Below are 21,355 nucleotides of genomic sequence, written 5' to 3'. Positions count from 1 at the left end.
AACTCGACTCTGTATCATTCATTACGCATTCTAGTTAATCAAAAAACTTATCAAATAATTTTTTTGCTCTCCCAATTACGCTTTCTTTTGGTTCTGAAGGTGCAGAATACTCTTGCTTTTTGCTTATAGCTGATTGAGCCCCTACAACTGCATATTCAACAGGCTGCGTATTCGTACTTTTACCGTAAAAATCATCTTCTAAATAGGCGTAACGAATAAGTCCAACTGCCGTCGCAAATGAAGGCTCTCTAACACCGATATAATCGGGTGTATAGATTCTAACACGCGTTTGTAGAATTTGACGTGCTAATTGGGCAATCCCCTCAAGCTTTGCAACACCACCAGTTAAAACAACTCCACCTGGTAAATCTCTAACACCTAAACGTGCTAATTCATCAATAACTAACTCTAGTAATTCTTCTAATCTAGCACCGATAATCTCCGATATATAGCGTTGGCTGTACTGATCAGTAGAATCTGTACCTACGACAGGCACTTCAAAGAGCTCGTCATCAGAAGCGTCATCATAGAAGGCATGTCCAAACTGGTGTTTAATTTGTTCTGCTTGTTCTGTTGGTGTTTTTAAAACGATTGAAATATCTTTCGTTATATGATCACCACCAACTGGTATGACACCCGTATGCGTTAATAATCCCTCTTCAAATACTGTGATTGTTGTAGATCCGCCACCTAAGTCAATAAAGGCAGTTCCTTGGTTTTTTTCATCTTCTGTTAATGCAAAGTAGCCTGATGCTAATGGTTGCAAATATATTTCTCGTATACTTAAACCCGCTCGCTCGACACAGCGAAGAACATTGTGTAAAAGCGTTTTGGATGTTGTTATCATTGTTGCATCCATTTCTAGACGGATGCCAATCATACCACGAGGATCTTTTATTTCATCAAGGTTGTCTACAATAAACTGTCTTGGAATGATGTTAACTAATTCACGTTCAGGAGGTATTGACATGACTTGTGCAGATTCTACCACTCTGTCTAAATCATCATCTGTAATTTCTCTATTTTCACTATTTACAGCGACAACACCTTTAACTAGCTGTAACATCGTCTGGTTAGCTGGAACGCCTAAAACGACTTCATGGATTTGATAACCTGTCATACGTTCAGCCTGTTCTATTGCTTTTCGAATAGATTGTACTGTTGCATCAATATCAACAATTGCACCTTTTCGAACTCCATTCGACTTTACATTTCCGACGCCAATTACATGTAATTGCCCGTCACTCATTTCACCTATTAATACCTTGACAGAGGAGGACCCAATATCAAGGGAAATGTATAAATCTTGATGATTCAATTCGCTGCACCTCCTTGAAAAATGCTCTTGTTTTCATTCTATTGTAAATTTGGCATAATGTCTAAGCAAATCGAGTATTTTGGTCAATTTTTCTCTCATTCTATGGAAGTTTTTTTTCGCTTGTGACGTTTCTCATCTAACCGAGTTAGTAATATCCGCCTAATTATTGCTATATTTTGGAATAAACGTACTCCAAAAGCGAAAATGGCTGCTAAATACAAATCTATCCCCAAATTCACTCCTATAAAAGCTAATCCTGCTGCTAGAACTATATTAAAAAAGAATCCTGATACAAAAACTTTATCATCGTAAACTTGCTGTAATTGAGCACGAATACCTCCAAATAATGTATCTAAAGCTGCTAAAACAGCTATTGACAGATAATTTTCATACATAGAGGGGATTTGTATATTTGTTAACAAGCCAAGGGCAAGTCCAAATATCAAACCTAAAAATGGTAGCCACATATATTAATCTCCTTTTTTTACCTCTGCTAAATAATCATTTGTCAACGGCTGATCAAATGCTGGAATTAGTAACTGTTCATTTGGTTCTTCAATTACTAAATTAAAATTGTCTAAATAAAATGAGTCTATAAATGTTGAGGCCTGCAATGAATTATACATTTTTTGTGCTGCTTTATAATTGCTTGTCCCAACAAATAGCTCAAAAGAAGGTGAAGACAGTGGTATACTGTTTACTGTTGTCTTACCATTTATATCCCGTATGGCAGTCGTTTGTACTACACGATTACCATCGATTGCGACACTAGTAGCATCGTTCTTAAAAAGGGTATTTAATAATTGAGTTAACAAATCGGGTGAAATTTCTTTAATTTCATAGCCCATTTCAATCAATTCAGGTGCAGGTTCAACACGAAGTACGACACCTGGTCCAATAACTTCTGTTAATCCTGCTTGCAACTTTAAACGATTTAATGTTTCATTTAAGGCTGCTTGCTGATTTACTTTTTCAGATTGCTCATAGCGATCCACTACTTCATGAAGTGAGCGAATTTCTGCCAGTAATGCGGAATGTCTTTGCTTTTCTTGTGCTAATTCCTCTCTTATTGCCCAAATATCTCGTGTATCTCGCTCAGCTGGTTTTTGTATGGTATTGTATTGTACCGCTATCATCAAACCGATAATAAATAGCACGATCGTTATTCGGGTGTACATATTTCTTTTCAAAATAGCCCCTCCTAGACGTATCGTATGCCCCTCAGAATACGATTTTAAATTGTAATCTATATCTACAATCGACTATGTAACTGGAGGCTAAATTAGACTTTAAACTTGAATTATAGAGCTTGTCCTTAACTTTCTACTTTTACCTTTGGCATTGAAAGCTTTTGATTTTCTTCTAATGACACCACAATATTGTCATTTAATAACTGATCCACTACACCTCCGTTTAAATTTAAAGAAGCCATTAATGTTTCTGAATCACCAACTGCTTCTATCACAAACGGAGCTGGATGTTGTGTGCCATCAATGGTTATCACAGGTCCATTACAGCGGATATAAGAACTAGCCATCACACGTTGTCCATTTATGGCGATAGCTTGTGCACCTGAAATTTTCAGTTCATTTAACAATTTAAAAACATGACTTTCATGGACAATATAGTCATTTGGATTCAAGGATTTCGGATCATAGTCCCCATCCTGGAGGGTGATGCGTATCCCTTTCCCCTCACTCTTTAGTTCACCAAGCAATAGCCGTAAATCTTCTGCTTGCTCAACAAGCTGCTTATAGTCTTTCTCGTTTGAAGCAAAGGATTTTTCATACTTTCGAATCTGTTCTTGTAAATTATTTAGTTCTTCAGTGAGCTCTTTATTGCGCTCTTGTTGTGTGATTAGCTCTTCACGATAAGAATCTTCTTGCTCAAAAAGCTCAGAATCAATAGTACCTGCTTCTCGATTATCTTTCGCCTGGTTGTATGAATAGCCGATGATAAATCCTGTTGTTACACAAACAATTAGTAATTCAAATTGTTTTCTAGTAAAAAAACTCCCTTTGCTATTCTTCTTCTTGTTGTTCATCGTCCGTCACTTCCTGGTTAACCAATTCCCCATCTGCATTCGCTTCCATGTCAATACTCATCTTGTTGTATTCCTCGTTAAAAGGACGATAGTATGAACCGACCTCTAAATCAATCACACCTTTTTCCAAGTTGGCAATTTGAGCGACAATAGAGGGGTAGTAATTTAACTTTTGCGCTAGTGTCTGAATAACAGCACGAACTTCATAGCCATCATTCATATAAAGCTTGACTGCATTGGGATTCGCCTCATTACTATTCGTGTTAACCTGGGAAATTAAAGCTAATACTTCTGGCTTTAGTTGTGCTAGCTGTTCAACAAGCTTATTAATGGTCTTTTCACCAGTTATCCCGATAAAAACAGGTGCATCAATGGGCGTATCATTCCCTGTTTGTTCAAAGCGCTTGCCGTTTTCTAGCAAAGGATAATAAGTGCCGTCCCCAGCTAAGTACGCAACTTTTTTCCATTCTTTAACATCAATCGTTACGCCTTGTAACCAGTTACGTTTAACATGTGCTTCTTTAACCCATTTATCCTTTAATAAAATCTGCTCAATATCTTCCACTTTGAAACTCCACATTGATTTACCTGGTGCAAGAGTACTTGCCTCCACATAATACTGGTCATTCGCTAGCTTTGCGCCATTGACTGTGATCTTATTGATGTTACTGTATGGAGATTGAAAATAAAGGAGTACTGCTAACACAATAAAGAAAAGTAATATTAGCACTATAAATTTCCGGTTTGTACGCTTTTTTCGTCGCTTTTTTAGCGTAGGTATACGATCTTCTATATCAATTACTTTCTCCAAAAAAGTACTCCTCCTTTATATTTATTTCGCTAATTGATAAATAATACCTATTATTAACCACATTGTTACTAAAGATGTTCCACCGTAGCTAATAAATGGTAATGTGACACCCGTTACTGGCACTAAACCTATTACTACAGCTATATTTAGAAAAGCTTGCACCATGAGCATTGTGACAAGCCCGATAATCGCATAATAGGACGTTCGGTTTTTAGCCTGTACAGCAAATCTATAGCCTGCATAGATCGTTAGTACAAAAAGCGCTAAAATAAAGAGGCCACCAATCAATCCGACTTCTTCTAAAATAATGGCGTAAATAAAATCATTTTGAGGCTCTGGTAAATACAAAAACTTTTGTCGGCTTTGTCCAAAGCCATGTCCAAAAATCCCTGCTGGACCGATTGCCATTAAAGATTGCACCGCTTGGAACCCACTAACCAAGGGATCAGCCCATGGATCAAGAAATGCTTCTATACGCTTTAGACGATATGGTGCTGTCGCAATGAGACCTACCAACCCAGCAACCCCTGCTAGCATAATCATGGCGTATAGTTTTAGAGGATAACCAGCGACAAAAAATAATAAAAACACAGATACAACAAGAATAAATACTGAGCCAAAATCCGGCTGCAACATGATGAGAACTACAGGTAATAACAGGATGAACCCATGTCGCCAGTTAACAACTGGCTTGCCTGTTTTATGTTGTGCTAATATGTGGCTCAAGTACACAATGACGGTAATTTTCGTTAGTTCTGCTGGCTGAATTGTTAATGGACCTACACCAATCCAGCTTTGGGAACCATTTCGCACGAGTCCTATACCAGGAATCAGTACAAGAACGAGTAAAATTAACGAAAATATATAGGCCATTTTCCAAAAGGACTGCTCTCTCAAAATATTTAATCGAATCGTGATTAAAAATACGACAATGGCTACAACAAAGTATATGCTTTGCTTCATATAAAACGGCATTTTTCCACTATAATGAACGGCACTCCAATAGGTACCTGCAGAATAGACGAAAATAATGCCGATTATTGATAGCATCAAAGTTGTGACGAGCAATAAGTAGCTTTCTTTACCTCTCAGTAATGCCATCCTTCCAAGTCAAGTATATTCTAAAATAGTTACAGGCTCATTACAGCTTCATTACAGCATCAATAAAAACATCTCCACGTATTTCAAAGCTGTCATATTGGTCCCAGCTTGCGCATGCTGGAGATAGTAAAATAACATCTCCTTCTGCAGACATCGGTGCTGCATAGTGAACAGCGTCTTCTACATTTTGTGCAATGACAGTTTGTTGGACACCACACGATTTTGCAAATTCGACAAAGCGTAAGCCAGTTTCTCCAAATGCAACAACACCCTTTACATGATTCATACAAGGGCGAAGTTCTTCAAAAGAATGTCCACGATCTAAGCCACCTGCGAGTAAAATGACAGGTGCTTGGAAAGCATCTAAAGCACTCTTTGTTGCTAAACAATTGGTTGCCTTGGAGTCATTGTAAATCTTTCGACCATCCCACTCACGTACAAATTGTGTACGGTGTCTCACTCCACCAAATGTCGCTAAAACCTCTTCCATCTTCTCTTTGTCACAGCCAAATAAAATACAAGCTGCTACGGCTGCTAAGATGTTTTCTAAATTATGCTTACCAGGTAGGGCAATGTTGGCACGATCCATATATGGTTCGCCTTGCCAATAAATTGTTGTATCATCTGCACTAATGCCGTTTGTAGTACATCCCTTAGAACTGAATGGAATTTTTTGTGCATTAGATTGTGCTGCGTATCCAACCACTATCGGTTGGTCAGCATTATAAATAAAATAGTCACTGTCATCTTGATTTCGAGTAACACCAAACTTCGCTTCAGCATAATTATTAAATGTTCCGTGATAGTCTAGATGTGCATCATAAAGGTTTGTCAAAATAGCAATTTTAGGCTTAAACGTTTTGATCCCCATCAATTGGAATGAAGACAATTCTGTTACAATGATGTCATCTTTATTAGCTTCTTTTGCGACACCACAAGCTACTGTCCCTATATTTCCAGCAATTAATGAATTTTTACTGCCGTTATTTAACATGTCGAATATTAAAGTTGTCGTCGTTGTTTTACCATTCGAACCTGTTATACCAATAAATGGTGCATCGCTAATTAAATAAGCTAGCTCAATCTCTGTCCAGACTGGAATCTCTCGACTAAGAGCATCTGCCACAATTCGATTGCTATAAGGTATTCCTGGATTTTTAACCACTAATTCAAAGCCTTCATCAAGTAAATCTTCAGGATGGCGACCACAAATTACTGTAATCCCCTTCTGTAATAATCCTTGTGCATCAGGACTTTCATCAAATGGTTTCGAATCATTAACTGTTACAAATGCGCCAAGCTCGTGTAAAATTTCAGCAGCGGCCACACCACTTTTGGCTAGACCTAACACAAGCACTTTTTTATGTTGTAAATCTGTATAGTTTTTCATTAGAACGCCTCCGATAAGACTGCAATTAATGCTACTGCTAAGGCAGTTGACCAGAAGACAAGCACTACTTTCCACTCTGACCAACCTGATAATTCAAAATGATGATGAATAGGGCTCATTTTAAAAATACGCTTTTTTCGAAGCTTAAAGCTACCTACCTGCAAAATAACGGAAAGTGTTTCGATGACAAACACTAAGCCGACTAGTAAAAGCAAGAACTCTTCTTTTACTAAGACAGATACCATAGCTAATGCTCCACCTAATGCTAATGACCCCGTATCCCCCATGAATACCTTTGCAGGATTGGCATTAAATAATAAAAAGCCTAATAAAGCACCTGTTACAGCAAACGAAAATAGTGCAATATCTGCCTGACTTTGGAATAGCGCAATAACACCAAATGCTGCAAAGGCAATGGAAGCAGTACCCGCCACTAGCCCGTCTAGTCCATCCGTCAAATTTACTGCATTGGAGAAGCCTACTAACCAGAAAATTAAAAAGGCTATATAGAATACGCCAAGATCAATTGTCCACTCCGTAAATGGAATGGCTAGTGTTTTATCAAATGACCCTACTTCTAGAAGGAAATACGCAAGAATTGCAATAACAATTTGACCAATCAATTTTTGAAGAGAGGTTAAACCTAAATTTCTTTTAAAGACAACCTTTAAACCATCATCCAATAAACCTATTAAGCCGAATCCTGCTAATACTAATAAAAGTACTACGGTCTGTGTCGTTAATAAATCTAAAAAGCTACCTACACCAACAGTTGTTAGGAGGATGGATATTAAGAAAATAATGCCTCCCATTGTTGGTGTACCAGCTTTTTTCATATGTGATTTTGGTCCCTCTTCTCGAATACTTTGCCCAAATTTTAGACGACGAAGAAGTGGAATACTAATTGGTGCCAGGATAACTGTTACTATAAAAGCAAGAGCTAAGATGGTAAGTGTTGTTGCGAGTTTCATTGAAAAATCTCCTTTAAATCTTGTTTCACTTTCTTCTTTAAGAAAAAAGCATTAACTTTCATTTATTTATTACTACCCTTCATAATAATAGTGGTTCTTTCCCATTTTTTAAAGGTAAAGTTATTTTAGTTCTCCAAATATAAATGAATGGTACCATCTTGTTTGATAACACTATCCACTTCAGGTAACTGATTACCAATTTTAGTCCCTTCTCCATGCCACTCAATGCGGAATGGGTAAAATTGCTTGGCAATATCATCCTTCGTTTGACCAATAAAATTCGGTACCTTCACAGTAATTGGGTCACCATAACGATAATCCTTTTCAAGTTGTTCCTTCGATTTTTCAATACCTACAAAAGGTGCAACATCTTCAATAATTTGCCCCACTATAGGCGCTGCTACAACGCCACCAAACTGTGTTGTCTTTTTCGGATTGTCAACAGCTACATAGACGACAATTTGTGGATTGTCTGCTGGTGCAAACCCTATAAAAGATACGATGTATTCTCCACTTTTATAACGGCTATTTTCAACTTTCTGCGCTGTTCCAGTCTTACCACCAATTCGCAGTCCATCGCGAAAGGCTTGTCGCCCTGAACCATTCGCCACTACCGATTCTAAAGCACCGCGAACCTTAGCAGAGGTCTCCTCACGAATCACCTGATTTTTCACCACTGGTTCCGTTTCTTGTATGACTTCTCCTGTATTTGGATTAAATACCTTTTTCACAACATATGGCGTATAAAGCTTGCCTCCATTAATGGCAGCAGCAACCGCTTGAACTTGCTGAATAGGTGTCACGGCTACCCCTTGCCCAAATGAAGTGGTGGCTTGCTCAACAGGACCAAAGGCTTCCCTAGAAAATAAAATCCCAGATGCTTCACCAGCTATATTAGAACCTGTCTTTTTTCCAAAACCAAAATCTTTAATATATTGTAGTAGTCGCTCATTGCCTAGACGCTGACCTAATTCTATAAATCCTGGGTTACAAGAGTTTTCAACTACCTCTAAAAATGTTTCATGACCATGTCCTTCACGTTTCCAACAGCGAAGCTTTGCTCCCGCCACCATCGTATAACCTGGGTCATAAAAGGTTTCATGCTCCAAGTCCACTAAGTTTTCTTCCAACGCGGCACTCAGGGTAATAATTTTAAAGGTAGAACCTGGCTCATACGTCATCCATACGGGTAAATTTCGATTGTAGATGGCTGGCTCTACTAATTGATATTCAGCTGGATGGAAAGTCGGATAAGAGGCTAATGCCAAGATTTCGCCAGTGTTTGGATCCATAGCGATAGCCAATGCTTGGTCAGCTTCATAGCGCTTCATAGCTTGCGATATTTCACGCTCCACGACTTGTTGTACATCGACGTCAATTGTTAGCTCGATCGTTGCACCATCCTCCCCTGCTTTCCAAGCACTTGAAACATTAGGCAAGTTATTACCTTTTGCATCTGTAAAGAGACGGATAGCAGAAGAATTAGCCTGCAGGAATTTATCATATTCATATTCAATTCCAGCTAATCCTTGGGCATCATAGCCCGTAAAACCTAAAAATCGAGATAATAGCGTGCCGTAAGGATAATCTCTAGAATAATCAACACCACTATATAGCCCTTCAATTTGCATACCCTGTAATTCTACCGCTTTTTCATAAGAAATATTTTTGCCTTCAGGCGCTAGCTTCACTAAGTAAGCTTTTTTTTGCATTTTTTCTAATAGCTTCTCTTTATCCACTTCTAGAACTTGCGCAATTTTTTCAGCAGCCCCTTCAATATCATTACTTTGTGAGGGCATAAAATATAAAGTGGGTGCTAGCTTATTGGTTACAATACTCTCTCCATCTCGATCTGTTATATGCCCTCGTTCATTCGCAAATGGAATTTCTCTGTCCCAATTCTCCTCTGCCTTGGTAGTCAAATCTTTTTGATCTAATACTTGCAAAAAGAACAACCTAACAACGATCGCCACTGCTACACACATAAACAACACATATAAAATACGTAAACGCTTTTTAGAATGGATAGAAATCCACTTCATTCGACATCACACCTTGTTTTTTACAACGTATGAAATAAAGTGGACTTCTATTCAGTGTTATTCATCCTCTACTTCTTCAACTTCACCCTCAGAGGCAGTTTCAACATCTTGTACAAAGCTTTCAGCAGGTGTTTTGAGCTTGACAACAATCGGTGAACTATCAGTAATGACGGTTCCAGCTGAAACACTTTGACTGGCTACAAAGCCTTCACCGAATATTTCCATCTCTAGTCCAGTCATGGATTTGAAGACTAGTAAATTACGTAACGACCAATTCGTAAAGTCTGGCAATGTTATTTCGCCATCAGTCTTTAAAAATACAAAACTACCTTTTACGAGCTTTTGACTGTTCGTCGGATATTGTTCAATAATTTTACCACCACTGCCAACAACGATTGGTTGTAATCCATCATTTCCCAATTCTACTTCAACCGCTTCAGCACTTTGACCTGTATAATCCTGAATGCTGACTTTATTAACATGCTGCACGTCATCTGGATTGATATTAAGGTGCTTTAAACTATTTAACATAACTGGATTAAAGACTTTTGATACTGGTACAGATCCAAGCTCATTACTCAGCTTAGGTTTTTTCACTGAGACATACATGATTAACTGTGGATCATCAACAGGCGCCATTCCTAAAAATGAATATAGGAATTGGTTAGCACCCCAAGAATAAGTACCATCTGCTCTTGGTATTTGGGCTGTCCCCGTCTTTCCTGCAACCTCGTAATCCTCTAGTACAAAATCCTTCGCAGTACCATATTCAGAGGTTAATGTAGAAGCAAGGATTTCTCGCACTTGTTTCGCTGTATCAGCTTTTATTGGCTGTCCTTTTTCTACCGGCTCATGATTTTGAATAACTTTTCCTGTTGAGGAATCAACGATACGGTCGATAACATATGGCTGCATCATCTTACCATCATTCGCAATGGCAGTCATGGCTTGGATCATTTGGATAGGTGTTACGGTTGACCCTTGTCCATATGTTGTTGTCACGCGTTGAATAGGATACTTCGATAAAATAGTACCTGCTGCTTCGTTCGGTAAATCAATTCCTGTTTTGTGACCAAAGCCAAAGCGGTCTAAATATTCAACAAAGACATCATCGCCAATCAATTTTAATAAGTTGGCCATGGCTGTATTCGATGAACGCTGGAACCCCTCTAAATAAGGGATTGGTCCCCATCCAACCTGATTATGGTCTCGAATTGTTCGGTCATGTACTGTATAAGAACCCGATTGGTATTTTGCATTTGGAGCCCATGTATTTGTATCAATAGCAGAGGCAAGCGTGAATGTTTTCATCGTTGAACCAGGCTCAATCGTTTCCTCAATTACCTCATTCAGCCACTTCATATTTTGACTATCACGTGTTTCTGGGTTAAATGTAGGACGCTGTGACATCGCTAAAATTTTCCCGGTTTTTGGATCTGCTACAACTGCGGTCATAGACTCAGGATTATATTCCTGTTCTACCTTTGTCATTGCTTCCTCTAAAAAGCTTTGGATTGTTTTATCGAGCGTTAAATAAATGTCGTCCCCATTTTTAGCAGGTGTAATCATTTTCTCACTGTTTGGAAGTAAATAGCGGAAAGCATCTGTCTCATATTCCACTTTGCCATTAACGCCTGTAAGTTCTTTATCATACGTATATTCTAGGCCCATTTCTCCCTTTGTAGTGACTGTGCCATCTTTATTATCTTTTTTCAGAGCATAGCCAATTAAATGAGAGGCAAATACACCATTTGGATAATAACGTTTTAAGTCACTCACAAATAGAATTCCTGGTAATTTTTCTTCCTTTATTTTACTCATGACCTCGTGACTAATACCACGACCTGCGCTACCAAACTCAACTTGATATAAAGGTTCACCATCACTTCTATATCGATTGTTCAGTTTTTTAACAATCTCGTCTTCCTTTTCCTTTATCGCTGGAATATATTTTGCTAGAACTTTTGCCGTTTTCTCGGAATCCACTACATGTCGTGGATTCTTAGGATCTGTTGTAGCTTTTTCACTTACAATGGCAATCATGCGATAACTTAATGTATCCTCCGCAATCACTTGTCCATTTTGATCATAAATCTTCCCACGATTGGCTGTAATCACACTTTCTTTCCCATACTTAGCTGCTGCTCTTGCTGCAAGCTCTTGTCCTTCTACTTCTCCTGTAGCCTGTAATGTCACCATTCTTGTAAATAATAGAAAAAAGAGCCCTCCATAAAAAATTAATAATAGAAAGGCTCCCCATTGGAATCGAAATCTCTTTTTTTTCATTCTCCCGGCACTACCTTTACATTTTTCTCATTTTGAGTTAAACCGAGTTCTTTGGCTTTTTTCCATATGTTTTCGTATGTAGAAAGTTCACTTACACGAACCGTTAAGTCAACATTCTGTTTCGCAATCTCTTCTGCTTCTGATTCGATTTTTTGAATGTCTATACTTGTTGTTTGAATCGCTGCTTGTTTATTTAACACGAGTATTCCTAATACAGCAATAATACCAACTAAAACAATTAGCATTGTCTTTTCAAACTTTTGGTTCGTTTTTTTACGACGTATGATAGTGGGTTGTGGACTTGGTGGTGTTATCGGTTGTTGCACTTGTTGATGTTGGTGCTGTTGCCTTACACGAACTGCTGCCATTTACTCACGCCCTTTGTCGTTAATTTTTTCCACCACTCTAAGCTTCGCTGAACGCGCACGATTATTAACTGCCAATTCTTCCTCAGAAGGAATAATGGGCTTTCGTGTAATAAGCTTTAAAGTTGGCTTCATGTCATCAGGAATTACAGGTAAATTTGGTGGTAATTCCGGTAATGATGACGCTTCCTTAAAGATTGTCTTGCATAGGCGGTCCTCCAATGAATGGAACGTAATGACACTAATGCGCCCCCCTACGTTAATCATATCAATCGCATCGACTAATGAATCCTCTGCTGCGCCTAGCTCATCGTTGACAGCAATTCTTATTGCTTGGAAAATGCGCTTTGCCGGATGTCCACCTTTTCGGCGTGCCGCTGCTGGAATACCCTCTTTAATTAATTCTACAAGTTGACCTGTTGTTTCAATCGGTGCTGTTTTACGAGCCTCTTCAATTTTACGCGCTACTTGTTTGGAAAACTTTTCTTCGCCATAACGGAAAAATATACGAACTAGATCTTCGTATGCCCATTGATTAACTACCTCTGATGCTGTCAGTGTTGCAGTTTGATCCATACGCATATCAAGTGGTGCATCATGGTGATAGCTAAAGCCTCTTTCAGGTGTATCTAATTGTGGAGAAGATACGCCTAAGTCATATAAAATGCCATCAACCTGCTCAATACCATGAGCTAATAGCTCTTCCTTTAAGTAACGGAAATTCGAATGGATAAATGTAACACGCTCAATATAAGGTGCTAATCGAATTTTCGCATTTTCAATAGCCGTCATATCTTGATCAAAACAAATTAAACGGCCTTTATCTGATAATTGTTGTACTAGATATTCACTATGTCCTGCACCGCCTAATGTACAGTCCACATATACACCATCAGGATCTATGTTCAACCCATCAACAGTTTCTTTTAATAACACGGTTGTATGATCGAACATACCACTCGCTCCTCTCAGGCCTTAACCTCATTCAACTATCACGTTGTAATGCCTATAAAAGTTAAAAATCAAAGCCAATCATATTTTCTGCAATTTCATTAAAAGATTGTTCAGACTCACTAAAGTAAGCTTCCCAAGCATCCTTAGCCCAAATCTCAATTCGATTTGAAACTCCTAACACCACACATTCTTTCACTAGATGTGCATGTTGCATAAGAGTAGCTGGGATATTGATACGCCCCTGCTTGTCTATTTCTACCTCTGTTGCTCCAGAAAAGAAAAACCTTGCAAATGCTCGTGTATCCTTTTTGGTCATCGGTAAACCTTTTAATTTCTCTTCGAGTTTTCGCCATTCATTCATAGGATAGCCAAATAGACAGTTATCGAGACCTCTTGTGACAACAAACGTTTCGCCTAAAGCTTCACGAAATTTTGCCGGTACGATTAATCGCCCTTTCGCATCAACGGAGTGTTGATATTCTCCCATGAACATACTACTCACCCCACTTTATTAAATAATGTACCACATCCCCCCACTTTCCTCCACTTTTTTTAAAAAAAACTTGACATTTTATCTCTTAATGTGCAATTAGACCTTTAGGGATTTTTTTGATATAAGCTAAATGATACAAAAAAAGAGCCACCCTTAGTAGGATAGCTCTTTAAATACTATTTATCTCGACATAATTCATCAAATTCACATGATATCAAATTACCACTTAGGTATAAAGTATCTATTTATTGATTTTATAAATAAAGTAAATAGTGGTGTTTACCGATGCTATAATTTTGCTTCAGCATTTCAGCAATTAACATAGGTCCAAACTCATTGAAATATTGGTATGGATTAAAGGTTCTCTCTTGGAAACCATCATTCGGATACAATTCATTTTGCAGTGTCATAAATTTACGAATAGTCGTTTCATGCTTACTCAATACAGTTTGTTCAATTTTTTGCTGCAGGTAATCCAATTGCTTTGCATGATTTTCTTGATTTTTCTCAAGAATTTTATCTAAATGCAAATGCTGTTTCTCTAAATAGGAGGCTAGCTCCTCATATTTTTCTGTTAACAACTGCTGCATAGCTTGAATTTGACGTTTGGCTTCAATGTCCTGTACATCTGCAATAAAGCGTTCTTTCATTTGCAACGCTTTTCCTTCCCATACGTCAGTAACAGTTAGTTGATGCTCACGTAATAATTGCTCTACATGACGAGTGACAATGGTGATATGAAGGCGTGGAGCAAAAATGGGCATTTGTAAGTCTAAAGCTGAAAATGCATTTTTCAGTGTTGCCCAATAAGCTAACTCTCCTGGTCCGCCAACAAACGCTAATACTGGCAATGTCATCTCCTGCATCAATGGACGAGTTACTACATTATTACTTAAACGTTCAGGATGATTAAGCGCTATTTCTAACAGCTCTTCTTGTGTAAATTTGAGGTTAGCCGCTAAATTAACAAATAGATCATTTTTTCTTTCTAAAAGATGTCTCTCCCCATCCTCTACATAAAATAAATTAGCGGCTTCATATGTTGCCAAAATAGGCTTACCATAGCCAGCACGCTCAAGCTCCTCTTCCTTTTCCGTTACGACTCTAGCAATTTCTTCATTGGATTGAATGATTTGTGCAAAATATTTGCTTTCAAATTGACGGAATTGAAAGTCGGCGGCATCGATCAATAATAAGCCTTCCTCTTTGAATAATTGATGCATTAGACAGGCAAAGAAATCCGTAAATGTTTCACTACCGTTCAACGCGTCAACTAATTGCTTAATCAGCGCTTCTGTATACTCTGTTTCCCCAATATCTCGAATAATCGTATTAATTAATTGCGTCATCGACTCTTTGTTTAAGGCTGTTGCAGAAGCCATCGTTTTACGTCTAGAGCGTTCACCATAAGTTCGCTTTTTTAGCAATTCCCCATGTACTGTATAGGTATGATTAATTTCTTCTAAGTCATGATCTTCTCCAGCTATCCAAAAAACAGGGATAACAGGCTGTTGAAGCTTTGCGCTTTGCTCTTTCGCTAATGCAATAACTGAAATAGCTTTATGAACGGAGTAAAGAGGGCCAGTTAAGATACCTGCTTGTTGTCCACCGACTATTACCATAGCTCCTTGCTCTAATTGTTCTAAATGCTCATTCGTTTTTTGGGATAACCCGAGTGGCTCCATAAATTGACGGATGATTGCTGTTAACTCTTTTTGGTCACGGGTATATTGTGCTAAATGCTCCGCTCTTTTCTCAAAAGCTTGATCATTGTAATCATACTCAAAAAATTGATGAATGGCAGTATTTGGCGACCAGTAATCTGCTAGCACATGATTTTTTATAGGTACTTGGATTGACTCCAGTTTCATTTAACATAAACTCCTCTACTCACTAAATCATTTCCTAACTCATAACGAGACATTGAATTTCATTCATACTATGCACACGTTGCTTTCAATGTCGCCTCGACTTTCAGATAGCTCGAAAAATCCGCGACATCCATTAGCGGCTTTGGGGCATCAAATACTTTTTGACGATGTTTCAGCAAGCATTTGAATACTTGTTGAAATAAGCCATCCCTCTCCCTCAAGAAGGATTTTTCTGTACCCGCTTTCGCTTTCGGTACAAAAACCTGTGTTGGGTCAAGATGAATAATTCGAGACCACCTTTGCACTTCGTCCATGTCACTGAACTATGCTTCTAGTACTAAGGTTTATGAATTCAATCAATATTCTCATTCCTATAGAATGATTTTTATAACTATTTTAATGCTATTATTTTAACGCTTAAAGCTTCAACATGAAAAGAAAATGCTTAGACAACCTGTAAATATTCCACAATGGATTGAATGACACCCACAATACAAATTACTAGATACGCTGTACTAAGTATTAAAAATAAAAAGCGCCAAATTTTCTTTAATAATGGCTTCACTTCTAATTCCTTTTTAGTCCGCCAATCAATATATGTAAAAATCATGGCCATCATTATTGCAAGTATCACCAAAAGCGCCCCTACATTTACACGCCAAAGCACACCAATAGCTAACGGAACAGAAAAAAACAAGCACAATGTCGTGACATCAGAAGCTGCTCCAAAAGCATGTGTGCCACGAATTTTAACTTTTCTGCTAACCAGATAAACAATGACAAAAAGAACAATTGGACAAAAAATAATGATACTAATAACTATATGTAAAAGGTCTTTCAACGTTATTCACCGCTCTCCTCTATTGCAAGTACTTGGTGATATAAAGTACGCAAAGTAGGTAAATTATGACCGTTTGCTAAAGCTTTATTCAGAATGACACCAACAATTGTTTCGATTTCACTTTTTCGACCCTGTAGACGATCCGCTAGCATAGATGAAGTGTTGTTGGCCGTTTTCCTACATAAGTCTATCACATCACTAAAAGATATGGTGTGTTCAATATCTCCAAAAGCTTCTGTAAGCTCTCGATAAATATTTTCCATAAGTAAAAACGCTTGTTGATTAGTCACTAACTCCCCGTTCTTCACTTGCAATACAGCCGTTAATGGATTTATTAAGCTATTAAGCACCGCTTTTTCAAAAAGCATCTGCTCTGCATTACTAGCCAATTCAATAGGAAATAGGGAATTCTGTAATTGTAGTAGCTTTTGAAAGACCTGCTGCTCTCCTCGTTCTATCGCTATTTTACATTGACCTATTCCTCTATGCTGAACCGTTAATTGGTCCAACAATTGAGCACCAAAGGTCACCGAACCAAAGGCAATATTTTTTTGCGGTAAGGTTAGTGCCTCCTCAAAATGCGCTAAGCCATTTTGCATAAAAAGTAATGGCGTATCATTCGGAAATGAAGCTAATGGTTTGTATAGTTTTTGCAAATGTCCGTATTTAACAGCAATCACTAGTAAATCGTGCGTTGGTAAATTAGCCAAATCTGTAGTAGCAATAACCCTTTGCACAGTTTTAGTTCCATCAACGTTGATACGTGTTAACTTCTTGGCATTTAGTTCATTTACTTGTTCCTGCCTTCTCGCAACCAACGTCACCGACACACCAAACTCTGCTAAAAAACTTGCTGTTAATTGACCAACTGCTCCTGCACCAATTATCGCTACTTTCATTGTCTACACCCTTTCCATCTTTACTGCTCATTATTACTTCGACGTCATTACATCAAGCTTGCTTCAAGCACGCTCGAAACAAGCTGTGACATTCGCCGAATACTTTGGCGCAACACGATATTGTTCACACCATCACAGAACGTGGCGCATTTGTTGGGGTGTTTCCTATTCAACAGACTTTAAAACCCCATCTAACGCTTCAACTCTGAATAATATACATTCGCTGAATCAAGATAAAACTACAAGAATAAGGTGCCTCAGAATACATCTAAGGCACCTTCTACGCAGGTTCTTTTATTATACAGGATAGACCGATTATTGACGATATACAGAAAGGGTTTTATCTCCAGGAAAGAAAAGCAATGTCATTCATGTTCCAAAAGCCACATACTTATAACGTTAATCTTTCATTAATGAATAACCTTGTTGAAGCCATTTCACTAACTTATCATGTTCATTTTGCAATTCACGGTGCTTCATTTCAAGTGTTTGATAAGCCTCGGTTAATTCGTCAAAACTTGTCAACGCTAATTTCAAGTGACTTCGCATAGATTGTTGAGGCTGATTTCGCACAGCTAATAGTGACTGACTATATTGCCCACGCAAAGTTTTATTCCAGCGGAAACCACAAGCTTGTTTTGTACGACCTAGTTCTATGGCCGCCATTTCAAATGCCTCTAGCTGTGTTTTGCCATTCTGCACATTATGCAATACGATTTCTGCTAGTCTTTCATCATCTTCCTTCGTCCATTGATCTTTTCTTTTTTTCAATTCCATAATCTATCACCCTCGCATTTTTTACTACTATATGCAAAAGCGAGCAAAATAGAATCATCGCTTGAAAAAAGACAGTGATGACGTTTTCCTCTCATCACTGTCTTTATACATTACTTATTGTTCTTCTTTGTCAAGAAATTATTAACCGCTTGATGGTGTGCTTCACTTTCCCACAACTTTGCACAGGTACGAACTTCCTCCATCACACGCTCATACATATTGCGCTCATGCCACTTTCGAAGCTCAATATCCTTATATGCTTTATGAACAGAAGGATGGATTTCTCGCATATGTTCAATAAAATCATTCAAGGCTTCTTCTTTTGAGCCTTCAAAAACACGCATAGCCCATCCTATCTCGTATAATAAGTGTGCAGGGTACGGCTTTGCATCCACTAGCATCTTCATTGCACGATCATGACGTAAACCTCGTTCAAATAAGTATGTACCGCCACCCCAACCACTTGTAATGGCTAGTGTTCCTTGAATAAAACCACATTTTGCATGGCTAGCGACTAAACGAAAATCACAAGCCGTTGCAATCTCACAACCTCCTCCAACAGCAGTACCATTTATAAGTGCTATAGTTGGTACAGGAAGCGTGGCAAGATCATATAATATTTTCCCCATCTTACTTAACATACCAAATGCCTCATCCTCTGTTTCCAATGAATGAAACTCAGATAAATCCCCTCCTGAGCAAAACGATTTATCGCCAGCACCTGTCACTACTAAAAAACGCACATCTTCATGCTCACGAATATATGTAATGACTTCTTGAAGACCATTCATCACTTCGTCATTGACAGCATTCCGCTTCTCTTCACGGTTAATGGTAAATGTCATAATGCCATCATGATTATCAATCGTATAAGACATACTTCAACCCCCTTTGTCGCAATGAATAAATTGTATCACACAATTATTTCACTATTGTAAAGAACTTCATAATCAACGAAATATTCCGTCTTTTTTAGCTAACAAAAAGGCTAGTAAAGAGCCATGGTCTCTCTACTAGCCTTTTAAGTGAGCAAACACTGTATTATTTGCTTACTACTTCTTTACCTTTGTATTGTCCGCAAGCTTTGCAAACACGGTGTGATAGTTTAGCCTCACCACAGTTAGGGCAAGTTACCATACCAGGTACAGATAATTTGAAATGCGTACGACGCTTTCTTTTTGCAGTTTTAGAAGTTCTTCTAAATGGTACAGCCATTGATGGCACCTCCTTACAGATCGTCTATTCGTCTGTTTGATCAAAATACTTAGCTAAAGAAGCTAGTCTTGGATCCACTTTTTGTTCGTCAGCTTTTTTGTGTAGCTCTACGTCTTCATCTGTTGCATAAGACCAGTTTTTACCACCATGCACTTGTCCTTCAGAATCCTCTTTGAACACTTGCATTGGTACCTCAAGTAAAACTAATTCCTCAAGAACTGGTTTCATGTCGATGACTTCACCGTCAATATAGTGAATGTCTCCGTCATCGTCTCCTCTTTTATCTTCGTCAATCCAGCTAAAAATTTCAACTGTCTCAACTTCAATTGGAAACTCAACATCCTCCCATGTGCGTGCACATGGTAGTATTAACGTTGCTGTCACAGTTAACTGACATGTCATTTGCGATGCACCAAAAGTACATAGCCCTTTTACATGAACGGGCGAAATTGCTCGAATATCCTGGTTTCGCTCCATCACTTCGTCCAGCTGGACAAAGGCATCGATTGGCATCCCGTTTTGGCGGTATTTAGATAATTGATGAATTGACCATTTCATTCGTTTAATCACCTCGAGACAACACTGTTGATTATATAATGTGTAAAAATAGATGTCAAGATAATTTCTTGTCACCACTTTAAAACCCACCTATAATTATATACTATGAGAAGTGTATTTACTCCTAACAGATTCAAATAAAACATTAATTATAAGGGGGAAAAGCATGCAAGCAGTTGGAATTGTTGTTGAATATAATCCTTTTCACAACGGACATGCTTATCATTTAGAGCAGGCTAAAAAAGTAGCGCAGGCAGATCTTGTTATCGCTGTTATGAGCGGCACATTTTTACAACGTGGAGAACCTGCCATGGTAGATAAATGGACACGCACTAAAATGGCGCTTGCTGGTGGTGTAGATATTGTTATTGAGCTACCTTATGTCTATAGTACAGCACCTGCCACAGATTTCGCAAAAGGAGCCATTTCTTTATTAAGTGCAGTAGGCTGCGACGCTTTTGCCTTTGGAAGTGAAGACGGCTCTATTCAGCCCTTTCTGAACACGTTTGAGCTGATTGACAGCCACCGTGCAGAATATGACTTGTTCATTAAAGACAGCCTTAAAACAGGTGCAAGCTATCCAAAAAGCCTACATTATGCCTATGAACAGCTTTCTCAGAAGTTCCCTGCTCCATACATCGATCTTGCACAACCAAATAATATATTGGGCTTTCATTATCTTGAAGCTGCGAGGGCCCTTAACAGTAGCATCAAACCGCTAACAATTCCTCGCGTTGCAGCAGGATACCATGATGCATTAAAGGAAGATGCATCGATTGCAAGTGCCACTGGCATACGTAAAGCCCTTGCTTCTACAAGTTCTTTACAGAGTATAGAAAATGTTGTTCCTAAAGCTACTTTTGATTTTTTAACAGACTGGCATACAAAGTATAACCAATTTGCTAACTGGGAAACTTTTTGGCCTTTATTACAGTTCACTATTATAAGACACACCCCCTCAGAACTTACTCGTTATGCAGAAGTAACAGAGGGGATCGAAAATGCAATTGTGAAAGCAGCAAAAACGAGCTCAACCTTTAATAGCTTTATGGAAAAAATAAAATCTAAACGTTATACATGGACCCGCCTTCAGCGTATGATAACACATATCTATACAGGGTTTACAAAAGAGCAGCTCCAAAGTTTTAAAGCGCCCTCCTTTATTCGATTGTTGGGTATGAGCCCGATGGGACAAGCTTACTTAGGTCAGCAAAAAAAGAATATAGAATTACCCTTAATCAGTCGAGTTGCGTCTACCAGTGATGCGATGTTAGCCATCGATATCCATGCAGCAGAGCTTTATAATTTAAGTATCGAGCAAGGAACAAAGAATCTGACGCTGCCGAAGGATTATCAAACACCACCTATTCGTTGCTAAAGACAACAAAAGGGATGCTAAAAACACTCTAGCATCCCTTT

At 38.4% G+C, this 21,355-nt stretch carries 22 protein-coding genes; 1 reads left to right on the top strand and 21 read right to left on the bottom strand.

What is annotated here, in order from left to right:
* Window positions 1-34: 34 nt before the first annotated feature.
* The 21 genes from ftsA to MHB65_RS04660 all read right to left on the bottom strand — a co-directional run bounded on the left by ftsA (window position 35) and on the right by MHB65_RS04660 (window position 19,936).
* Complete coding sequence (gene ftsA, locus MHB65_RS04760; RefSeq protein ID WP_342442652.1) at window positions 35-1,318, bottom strand: cell division protein FtsA; 1,284 nt, start codon at window positions 1,316-1,318, stop codon at window positions 35-37.
* Between the two features lie 95 nt (window positions 1,319-1,413).
* On the bottom strand, window positions 1,414-1,785 hold the full coding sequence (locus tag MHB65_RS04755; protein WP_004224852.1) for a small basic family protein: 372 nt from the start codon (window positions 1,783-1,785) through the stop codon (window positions 1,414-1,416).
* A 3-nt stretch (window positions 1,786-1,788) separates the two neighbouring features.
* Window positions 1,789-2,508, bottom strand: coding sequence for a DUF881 domain-containing protein (locus MHB65_RS04750; RefSeq protein WP_243456034.1), 720 nt, complete (start codon window positions 2,506-2,508; stop codon window positions 1,789-1,791).
* Between the two features lie 125 nt (window positions 2,509-2,633).
* A complete protein-coding gene (locus MHB65_RS04745) occupies window positions 2,634-3,362 on the bottom strand; it encodes a DUF881 domain-containing protein (protein WP_342442651.1) in 729 nt (242 codons plus the stop codon).
* On the bottom strand, window positions 3,340-4,173 hold the full coding sequence (locus MHB65_RS04740; RefSeq protein ID WP_342442650.1) for a cell division protein FtsQ/DivIB: 834 nt from the start codon (window positions 4,171-4,173) through the stop codon (window positions 3,340-3,342). The genes MHB65_RS04745 and MHB65_RS04740 overlap by 23 nt, the downstream gene beginning before the upstream one ends.
* Window positions 4,174-4,194: 21 nt before the next feature.
* The gene (gene ftsW, locus MHB65_RS04735; protein ID WP_205441832.1) at window positions 4,195-5,274 is read right to left on the bottom strand and encodes a putative lipid II flippase FtsW; all 1,080 of its coding nucleotides are present in this window, start codon (window positions 5,272-5,274) and stop codon (window positions 4,195-4,197) included.
* A gap of 40 nt (window positions 5,275-5,314) precedes the next feature.
* Entirely contained in the window at window positions 5,315-6,664 is a 1,350-nt protein-coding gene (murD, locus tag MHB65_RS04730; protein ID WP_342442649.1) for a UDP-N-acetylmuramoyl-L-alanine--D-glutamate ligase, read from the bottom strand.
* On the bottom strand, window positions 6,664-7,635 hold the full coding sequence (mraY, locus tag MHB65_RS04725) for a phospho-N-acetylmuramoyl-pentapeptide-transferase (RefSeq protein ID WP_342442648.1): 972 nt from the start codon (window positions 7,633-7,635) through the stop codon (window positions 6,664-6,666). The genes murD and mraY overlap by 1 nt, the downstream gene beginning before the upstream one ends.
* Window positions 7,636-7,760: 125 nt before the next feature.
* Complete coding sequence (locus MHB65_RS04720) at window positions 7,761-9,677, bottom strand: stage V sporulation protein D (protein WP_342442647.1); 1,917 nt, start codon at window positions 9,675-9,677, stop codon at window positions 7,761-7,763.
* Window positions 9,678-9,734: 57 nt separating this feature from the next.
* Complete coding sequence (locus tag MHB65_RS04715; protein ID WP_342442646.1) at window positions 9,735-11,963, bottom strand: penicillin-binding protein; 2,229 nt, start codon at window positions 11,961-11,963, stop codon at window positions 9,735-9,737.
* Entirely contained in the window at window positions 11,960-12,331 is a 372-nt protein-coding gene (gene ftsL / locus MHB65_RS04710) for a cell division protein FtsL (protein ID WP_205441822.1), read from the bottom strand. Before ftsL ends, MHB65_RS04715 begins: the two co-directional genes overlap by 4 nt.
* Entirely contained in the window at window positions 12,332-13,282 is a 951-nt protein-coding gene (gene rsmH / locus MHB65_RS04705; RefSeq protein WP_342442645.1) for a 16S rRNA (cytosine(1402)-N(4))-methyltransferase RsmH, read from the bottom strand.
* A gap of 61 nt (window positions 13,283-13,343) precedes the next feature.
* Window positions 13,344-13,775 (bottom strand): division/cell wall cluster transcriptional repressor MraZ, encoded by a 432-nt coding sequence (gene mraZ / locus MHB65_RS04700; protein ID WP_004224832.1) that lies wholly within the window; start codon window positions 13,773-13,775, stop codon window positions 13,344-13,346.
* 254 nt (window positions 13,776-14,029) lie between these two features.
* Window positions 14,030-15,646: a bacillithiol biosynthesis cysteine-adding enzyme BshC gene (gene bshC / locus MHB65_RS04695; protein ID WP_342442644.1), complete on the bottom strand. Its 1,617-nt coding sequence runs from the start codon at window positions 15,644-15,646 to the stop codon at window positions 14,030-14,032.
* A gap of 68 nt (window positions 15,647-15,714) precedes the next feature.
* Window positions 15,715-15,960: a hypothetical protein gene (locus tag MHB65_RS04690; protein ID WP_342442643.1), complete on the bottom strand. Its 246-nt coding sequence runs from the start codon at window positions 15,958-15,960 to the stop codon at window positions 15,715-15,717.
* 131 nt (window positions 15,961-16,091) lie between these two features.
* Window positions 16,092-16,487: a DUF3397 domain-containing protein gene (locus MHB65_RS04685; RefSeq protein WP_205441803.1), complete on the bottom strand. Its 396-nt coding sequence runs from the start codon at window positions 16,485-16,487 to the stop codon at window positions 16,092-16,094.
* A gap of 2 nt (window positions 16,488-16,489) precedes the next feature.
* Window positions 16,490-17,386 (bottom strand): 2-dehydropantoate 2-reductase, encoded by an 897-nt coding sequence (locus MHB65_RS04680; RefSeq protein WP_205441800.1) that lies wholly within the window; start codon window positions 17,384-17,386, stop codon window positions 16,490-16,492.
* A 399-nt stretch (window positions 17,387-17,785) separates the two neighbouring features.
* Window positions 17,786-18,163 (bottom strand): transcriptional regulator, encoded by a 378-nt coding sequence (locus tag MHB65_RS04675; protein ID WP_016992546.1) that lies wholly within the window; start codon window positions 18,161-18,163, stop codon window positions 17,786-17,788.
* 110 nt (window positions 18,164-18,273) lie between these two features.
* Entirely contained in the window at window positions 18,274-19,041 is a 768-nt protein-coding gene (locus MHB65_RS04670) for an enoyl-CoA hydratase/isomerase family protein (RefSeq protein ID WP_342442642.1), read from the bottom strand.
* A 163-nt stretch (window positions 19,042-19,204) separates the two neighbouring features.
* Window positions 19,205-19,378: a 50S ribosomal protein L32 gene (rpmF, locus tag MHB65_RS04665; RefSeq protein WP_004224819.1), complete on the bottom strand. Its 174-nt coding sequence runs from the start codon at window positions 19,376-19,378 to the stop codon at window positions 19,205-19,207.
* Between the two features lie 24 nt (window positions 19,379-19,402).
* Complete coding sequence (locus MHB65_RS04660) at window positions 19,403-19,936, bottom strand: YceD family protein (protein ID WP_342442641.1); 534 nt, start codon at window positions 19,934-19,936, stop codon at window positions 19,403-19,405.
* Window positions 19,937-20,102: 166 nt separating this feature from the next.
* Between MHB65_RS04660 and MHB65_RS04655 the strand changes: the two genes are divergently transcribed.
* Window positions 20,103-21,314, top strand: coding sequence for a nucleotidyltransferase (locus MHB65_RS04655; protein WP_342442640.1), 1,212 nt, complete (start codon window positions 20,103-20,105; stop codon window positions 21,312-21,314).
* Window positions 21,315-21,355 lie beyond the last annotated feature (41 nt).

Source organism: Lysinibacillus sp. FSL K6-0075 (genome assembly GCF_038592945.1).
Lineage (GTDB): Bacteria > Bacillota > Bacilli > Bacillales_A > Planococcaceae > Lysinibacillus > Lysinibacillus fusiformis_F.
The sequence above is the reverse complement of the archived record's forward strand: the minus strand, read 5'-3'. Positions and strand labels throughout refer to the sequence as shown.